Here is a 6,274-nt window from a genome sequence, read left to right as displayed (position 1 = left end):
GTAAATTCATCAATTTTGTCAAGATTAAACTAACTTTGAGTGGTAATCACTATTGGATGTGATGGTTGATTGACACTATTTGTCCTGGACAGAGCGCATTGATGGAAACGATTTGGCGCGTATTTATAAACTTCCGAAATCTCTCTATGCCCGGCGATATCCTTCATGTGGATAGGCCATAAGCTGCGACAAGAGGAATGTCAGGGATTTACGGGAATAGATCATCCACGGCCGACTGCGACATGGCGGCCCCGGTGCTGCCTTCATCCTCATCCACGACCTTCGCGGCTGGCTTGGGCGGCGGCGGCGGGGGCGGCGGTGACACCGGAGCGGCGGCCACCGGCTGCGCAGCCAGCGGATCGCTATCGGCACCGGCCGCGCGAACGGCAGCGGCGCCGGACAGCAGCATATCGACCGCGTCCTGGTTGATCGCACCCTTCAGCGGCGGGCCGTTCATCAGGCCCGCGTCGGGGCGCGTGTCCTTGGGCTCGTTGACGAGCGCGGCCTGCATCTCCGCCTCGTCCAAATTCTCCAGGCCCCAGATCTGGATCATGGCGTGCACGCGCCGCTCAATATAGCGCAGCGTGTTCACCACCTTGGTCATGCGCTGGCCCGTGATGTCCTGGAAGGAACAGGCCGTCATGATCTCCGTCACCTCGTTGTCCAGCATCTGGGCGAGGTCGGGGCGGTCCTTGCGGAGCTTGTCGGCAACCGACTGGATGCGTTCCGAGCCGTTCAGGATCTCGGTCGTCGCATGCTCGGTCGATTGCAGGATGGCGTCCAACTCCTCCGTCGCACGCATGATGCGGTCGGCGGACGGATCGTCGGGCTTCAACGCGGCAATTTCGCGCCGCGTTTCGGAAATATGCGAAGACAGGTCCTGCAGCTCGCGCCGCAGAACCTTGATATGGGCCTTCGGATCGACTTCCGGATGTTCGCGATGTTCACGGATCAGGCGGCGGACATCGTCCACCGCCACCACCCGGTTCCGCCGGTCGCGGGCGCGCAAAAAGGCGCGGCCGCGCGGACTGGACATCAACGCGTCCTCGATCTCGTCATAGTCCTGGTCGGATAGATCGAAGATCGGTTCGGACACGGCGGATCAGCCCAACGCGCCCAGGACGCTTTCGATCTTCTTCTTCAGCGTATCGGCGTTGAAGGGCTTGACGATGTAGTTGTTCACGCCGGCTTCCTTCGCCGCGATGACGTTTTCCGTCTTCGATTCGGCGGTCACCATGATGAACGGCGTGGCCTTCAGACGAACGTCGGCGCGCACTTCCTTCAGAAGCTGCAGGCCGGTCATCGGCTCCATGTTCCAGTCGGAAATCACCAGACCGAAGGCCGCGGAACGCAGCTTGGACAGCGCCTCGGCCCCGTCGGCAGCCTCATCGATCTTCGTGAACCCGATCTGGGTGAGCAGGTTCCTGATGATACGCCGCATCGTCGCGTAATCGTCGACAACCAGCACCTGAATGTTCAAGGACACTGCGGAACCCCCACCTGAACGTGTTGCACCAAGGGAAATAAGCCAAATATTCGATAGGGCGGTCGCTCTTGCCCGCCCACTACCCTTTCAGGTTACCCGATCCGGCCGTGCAAGCCAATCAAGTTCCCCGCTTCGGGCTCAGGGCCGCACTTTGGTAGGCAGTCCTTGGCTTGTCAAGCCATGAGCCCAGGCAATCTATGCTTAAGAACCACGGACCAGTGAAAGGAGCCCGCTGGTGATGGGATATCGGCGGTCGCGGCCGAAGCTGCGCGACGTGATCTTCACGCCCGGCGGCGCCTGCCGGCGCTTATATTCCGCCCGGTCCAGCATGCGCCAGACCCGGTTCACCGTTTGGGCGTCATGGCCGCGGGCCACGATGTCGTGCAACGAAAGGTCGCGTTCGACCAGGCATTCCAGGATGTCGTCCAGCTCCGCATAGTCGGGCAGCGTGTCCTGGTCCTTCTGGTCGGGTTTCAGTTCCGCTGTGGGGGCCTTGGTGATGATCCGCTCGGGAATCACCCTTCCCTCGGGGCCGAGCGCGCCATCGGGCCGGCTCTGGTTGCGCCAGTGTGTCAGCTTGTAGACGGTGGTCTTGTAGACATCCTTCAATACGGAATAGCCGCCGCACATGTCGCCATAGAGCGTGGCATAGCCCACCGACATTTCCGACTTGTTGCCGGTGGACAGGACCATGCTGCCGAACTTGTTGGACAGCGCCATCAGCGTGACGCCACGCGACCGGCTCTGCAGGTTCTCCTCCGTGATGTCGGGCTGCTTGCCCGCAAAGGACGGGGCCAGCATGCCGGCGAACGCTTCCATGGCCGGGCCAATGGAGATCGTGTCGATGCGGCAGCCCAGCAGGGCGGAACATTCGGCGGCATCGTCCAGGCTGTCCTGGCTGGTATAGGGGCTGGGCATCATCACGCAATGCACCTTGTCCGCGCCCAGCGCATCGACCGCTACGGCAGCGGAAATGGCCGAATCGATGCCGCCCGACATGCCCAGCAGCACGCCGGGGAAGCGGTTCTTGGCCACATAATCGCGCAGGCCCAGCACCATGGCGCCGTAGATGGCACCCAGGGCGTCGGGCGGCGCCACCATCTCGTTGGACGACCCGGTCCAGCCGTCGGCACCGCGCGTCCAGCGCGTGATGGCCAGCCGGCTGTCGAAGGCTGGCAACTGTGCCACCAGCGACCGGTCGGCGTTCAGCGCGAAGGACGCACCGTCGAACACCAATTCATCCTGCCCGCCCACCTGATTCAGATAGATCAGGGGCAACCCCGTCTCCACCACCCGCGCCACGGCCAGCTCCAGGCGGCGGTCGATCTTGTCGATTTCGAACGGGGAACCATTGGGCACGACCAAGATTTCCGCCCCGGTCTCCGCCAGCGTCTCCGTCACGTCGGGCGTCCACATATCCTCGCAGACCAGCACGCCCAGGCGCACGCCGCGGAAATTGACCGGGCCGGGCAGGGGGCCGGGCACGAACACCCGCTTCTCATCGAACGGGCCGTAATTGGGCAGGTCGTATTTCAGGCGGATGGAAGCGATGGCACCGCCATCCAGCAGCAGGGCGGCGTTATGGCGCTTGCCATCGACGCGCCAGGGGGCACCGACCAGCAGGGCGGGGCCACCATCGGCGGTCTCCGCCGCCAGCGCCTTGACCGTGTCCTCCACCTTGTCCAGGAAGAACGGCTTCAGCACCAGATCCTCGGGCGGATAGCCGCAGACCGACAGTTCCGGATAGACCACAAGGTCCGCACCCTGGGCCGCCGCTTCGGCGCGGGCCGCGCGGATCAGGCCGGCATTATGGTCCAGCGCCCCCACGGTGGGGTTGATCTGCGCCAGCGCGATGGTCAAGTGATCTGTCATGGTGCCTTGTCCTGCCGGTGCGGGTACCTGGGTTCCGCCCACCCGTCCCCTTCTTTTGCTCTTGTTGAGTATAAGGGGTCAAGCCGGGTGCGGCGGCATGGCCGCCCTGCTTCAGGCATCTTGCGGGCTGGTGATGGCCCTCGTAACCTGCCGGCGATTGAACCGGGAGCCTCCCATGGTCCGAACCTTTCCCGCCCTGATGCTGGGCCTGTCGCTGATGGCGGCGTTGCCGGCCCGGGCCGACAAGCTGCCGGCCCCCGCCGCCTCCTTCTCCGCCGGGCAGAACCTGACGGTGGAAGGGGCCGTGCTGTCGGCCCGCATCTTCCATGACAAGGGGCTGGAACGCCGCGAAAGCCGGGTGGATGGCCTGAACAACCTGCTGATCATCCGTCCCGACCGGCAGGAAGCGCTGGTGATCCAGCCGGAAAGCAAGGTCGGCATGAAGCTGGGCCTGACCGATCCGGAGGTCGGGCTGGTGGCCACCAACCTGTCGCTGCTGTCCGGCACGGCGGAGGGGACGGAAAAGATCGCCGGGGAAAGTGTCACCCGCTACCGGGTGCAGGATATGACCCCCGACGGCAGCGGATTCGACGGCCGCGTCTGGGCCACGAAGGACGGCGTCTATGTGAAGATGGAAGGCCGCATGGGTGGGGAGGGGGCGGCGAATGTCGCCATGGCCCTGACCGACATCCGCCGTGGCCCGCAGGACCCGGCCTTGTTTGAGGCACCGGCCGGCCTGTCGATCATGACGCTGGACCCGCTGGAGGGCCGTGTGCCGCCCGCCTTCCAGGCTGACAAGGAGAAGCCGGTGAAATGAGACGCCGCGACCTGATGCTGGCGGCTTGTCTGGCCGCCCTGCTGCCCGCCGCCACCGCCCATGCCCAGGCGCTGACCCCGGCCGAACAGGCCTTCCTTGCCAAGCTTGGCCCCGACTGGTGCAGCGTGCCCAATGGTCCCACCCGCTATCGCATCGTGAAATCCGGTCCCGCGACCGGGCCGCAGCCGGCGCTGAACGTCAATGCCACCCTGCATTACCAGGGGCGGCTGGAGAACGGAAAGGTGTTCGAGGATACGCGCGATGCCGGCAAGCCCGCGACCTTGATGCTGACCCGCACCATTCCCGGCTGGAAGCAGGTGCTGCCCCTGATGCGGCCGGGCGATGTCTGGGAACTGGCCGTGCCCGCCGCGTCCGGCTATGGCGCCACCGGATCGGCCAGCGGCAAGGTGCCGCCCCATGCCAACCTGTTCTTCACCATCGAATTGCTGTCCTTCGTGAAGCCCAAGCTCAGCAGCGGCTTTTAGTACCAAGTCGCGTGACCGGCGCGTCGATCCATGCTAACCCGCTGTCACGAATTTCAAGCATCGTTGCGGAGCGTTGACATGACCGGCCGTCACCTGACCGTCGTTCCCCTGGCAGCTTTGGCCCTGGCCCTGGCGATCCCCGTCCTGGCGCAGCAGGCCCAGCCGGCGCCGCAACTCCCGGGCAGTGTCAATGACGTGCTGTCCATGCCGCGCCTGGACCCGCAGATGCAGTATCTGGTGGAAAACCAGAAGAAGCCGGGCTGGCAGGTGACGCCGTCGGGTCTGCAATATCGCGTCACGCGGCGTGTGGCCGGCAATGCCCCGCGCCCGCTGCTGTCGGAGGAAGTGACCGTGCATTACCGGGGCATCCTGATCGACGGCAAGGAATTCGACAGTTCCTATGGCCGCGGCCGTCCCGCCACCTTCCCCCTGGGCAAGGTGGTGCGCGGCTGGCAGGAGGCGTTGCAGATGATGCGCGTGGGTGAACAGTGGGAACTGGCCATCCCCGGCAACCTGGGCTACGGCCTGCGCGGTCAGCCCGATGGCGGTATCCCGCCCAATGCCACGCTGCTGTTCACGGTGGAACTGTTGGGCATCCGCAAGCCGGATACCACCAACCTGCTGGCCCGGCCCGGCACCGTCCGGTAACCCCAACCCACGTTTACGAAAATTGCGTGCCCCACCGGGCATGCGATTTGTGGTATGGATGCGCCCGGGCGTTGGATCGCCTGGGACAAGGTGTGCGACGCGGAACCCGATGACCGACCAGCTCGTGTTGAAAGAGAAGCTCGCGGCTCTGAAAACAGAGCATCGCGACATGGACGACGTCATCCAGCGGCTGACGGAGCAGTTCCCTGTGGATCAGCTGCAGATTCAGCGTCTGAAGAAGCGCAAGCTGCTGCTGAAGGACATGATCGCCCGGCTGGAAAGCCAGCTGGTGCCCGACATCATCGCCTGATTTATCGGACGCCCTCAGGCGCCGGGCGCCGCTATCCGGCGGCTTGGCTTACGCGACCACGCGGTCGCGGGCCGACAGTCGTCGGCCTCAATAGCATGTAGAAACTCATGCCGTTGGCACGACATCATCAAATCATGGGACAGGCTCCCGTCCCTTTGACACACTCTTCCATGCCGCCCAATTCCGGGCCGGCCAACAGGGAGAGCGTCAATGTCCGGTCAACCGGTTCCCCCTTCCGGCAGTTTCGTCTGGCATGAATTGAACAGCCCCGACCCCGCCAGGGCCGAGGCGTTTTTCGGCGCGCTGCTGGGCTGGACCTTCACCCACAAGGATATGGGGGAGTTGGGCAGCTATACCGTCTGCTCCCAGGGCGGGCTGGAGATTGCCGGCATGATGAAGATGGAAGGCCCGATGTGGGACGGCATTCCGCCGCATTGGATGAATTACATCGCCGTCGCCGATATCGAGGCCAGCGTGGCCAAGGTCGCGGAACTGGGCGGGGAGGTCTGCGTGCCGCCCTTCGACGTTCCCGATGTCGGCCGCATGACGGTGATCAAGGACCCCACGGGTGCTGCCATCAGTTTGATCCAACTGGCGCCCCAGGGCTGAAAACAAAAAGGCCGCGCGCAGGTGCCTGCGCGCGGCCTTCTGGAGAA

At 64.3% G+C, this 6,274-nt stretch carries 8 protein-coding genes; 5 read left to right on the top strand and 3 right to left on the bottom strand.

Features of this window, described 5'->3' with window-relative positions; all coding sequences use genetic code 11:
• Window positions 1-208: 208 nt before the first annotated feature.
• The 3 genes from ACM9HJ_RS21390 to ACM9HJ_RS21380 all read right to left on the bottom strand — a co-directional run bounded on the left by ACM9HJ_RS21390 (window position 209) and on the right by ACM9HJ_RS21380 (window position 3,358).
• Window positions 209-1,096 (bottom strand): protein phosphatase CheZ, encoded by an 888-nt coding sequence (locus ACM9HJ_RS21390; protein WP_416573788.1) that lies wholly within the window; start codon window positions 1,094-1,096, stop codon window positions 209-211.
• 6 nt (window positions 1,097-1,102) lie between these two features.
• A complete protein-coding gene (locus ACM9HJ_RS21385) occupies window positions 1,103-1,486 on the bottom strand; it encodes a chemotaxis response regulator CheY (RefSeq protein ID WP_281262358.1) in 384 nt (127 codons plus the stop codon).
• Window positions 1,487-1,687: 201 nt separating this feature from the next.
• The gene (locus tag ACM9HJ_RS21380) at window positions 1,688-3,358 is read right to left on the bottom strand and encodes an NAD+ synthase (protein WP_416573787.1); all 1,671 of its coding nucleotides are present in this window, start codon (window positions 3,356-3,358) and stop codon (window positions 1,688-1,690) included.
• A gap of 175 nt (window positions 3,359-3,533) precedes the next feature.
• Between ACM9HJ_RS21380 and ACM9HJ_RS21375 the strand changes: the two genes are divergently transcribed.
• The 5 genes from ACM9HJ_RS21375 to ACM9HJ_RS21355 all read left to right on the top strand — a co-directional run bounded on the left by ACM9HJ_RS21375 (window position 3,534) and on the right by ACM9HJ_RS21355 (window position 6,227).
• Window positions 3,534-4,175, top strand: a complete 642-nt coding sequence (locus ACM9HJ_RS21375; protein ID WP_416573786.1) for a hypothetical protein — start codon at window positions 3,534-3,536, stop codon at window positions 4,173-4,175.
• Complete coding sequence (locus ACM9HJ_RS21370) at window positions 4,172-4,660, top strand: FKBP-type peptidyl-prolyl cis-trans isomerase (RefSeq protein ID WP_416573785.1); 489 nt, start codon at window positions 4,172-4,174, stop codon at window positions 4,658-4,660. The genes ACM9HJ_RS21375 and ACM9HJ_RS21370 overlap by 4 nt, the downstream gene beginning before the upstream one ends.
• A gap of 78 nt (window positions 4,661-4,738) precedes the next feature.
• Entirely contained in the window at window positions 4,739-5,308 is a 570-nt protein-coding gene (locus tag ACM9HJ_RS21365) for an FKBP-type peptidyl-prolyl cis-trans isomerase (RefSeq protein WP_416573784.1), read from the top strand.
• Between the two features lie 109 nt (window positions 5,309-5,417).
• Complete coding sequence (locus ACM9HJ_RS21360; RefSeq protein ID WP_416573783.1) at window positions 5,418-5,618, top strand: YdcH family protein; 201 nt, start codon at window positions 5,418-5,420, stop codon at window positions 5,616-5,618.
• 210 nt (window positions 5,619-5,828) lie between these two features.
• Window positions 5,829-6,227, top strand: a complete 399-nt coding sequence (locus ACM9HJ_RS21355) for a VOC family protein (RefSeq protein ID WP_416573782.1) — start codon at window positions 5,829-5,831, stop codon at window positions 6,225-6,227.
• The last annotated feature ends 47 nt before the right edge of the window (window positions 6,228-6,274 follow it).

This window comes from Niveispirillum sp. KHB5.9, from assembly GCF_048066115.1.
In the GTDB taxonomy this organism is placed as follows: Bacteria; Pseudomonadota; Alphaproteobacteria; order Azospirillales; family Azospirillaceae; genus Niveispirillum.
Note: the sequence above shows the minus strand (reverse complement) of the source record. Positions and strands in the feature narration are given on the sequence as shown.

What these genes read in the sequence shown, in the direction of transcription:
- ACM9HJ_RS21355 (WP_416573782.1), top strand. Translation starts at nt 5,829, where the DNA reads ATGTCCGGTCAACCGGTTCCCCCTTCCGGCAGTTTCGTCTGGCATGAA.
- ACM9HJ_RS21360 (WP_416573783.1), top strand. Translation starts at nt 5,418, where the DNA reads ATGACCGACCAGCTCGTGTTGAAAGAGAAGCTCGCGGCTCTGAAAACA.
- ACM9HJ_RS21375 (WP_416573786.1), top strand. Translation starts at nt 3,534, where the DNA reads ATGGTCCGAACCTTTCCCGCCCTGATGCTGGGCCTGTCGCTGATGGCG.
- ACM9HJ_RS21365 (WP_416573784.1), top strand. Translation starts at nt 4,739, where the DNA reads ATGACCGGCCGTCACCTGACCGTCGTTCCCCTGGCAGCTTTGGCCCTG.
- ACM9HJ_RS21380 (WP_416573787.1), bottom strand. Translation starts at nt 3,358, where the DNA reads ATGACAGATCACTTGACCATCGCGCTGGCGCAGATCAACCCCACCGTG.
- ACM9HJ_RS21370 (WP_416573785.1), top strand. Translation starts at nt 4,172, where the DNA reads ATGAGACGCCGCGACCTGATGCTGGCGGCTTGTCTGGCCGCCCTGCTG.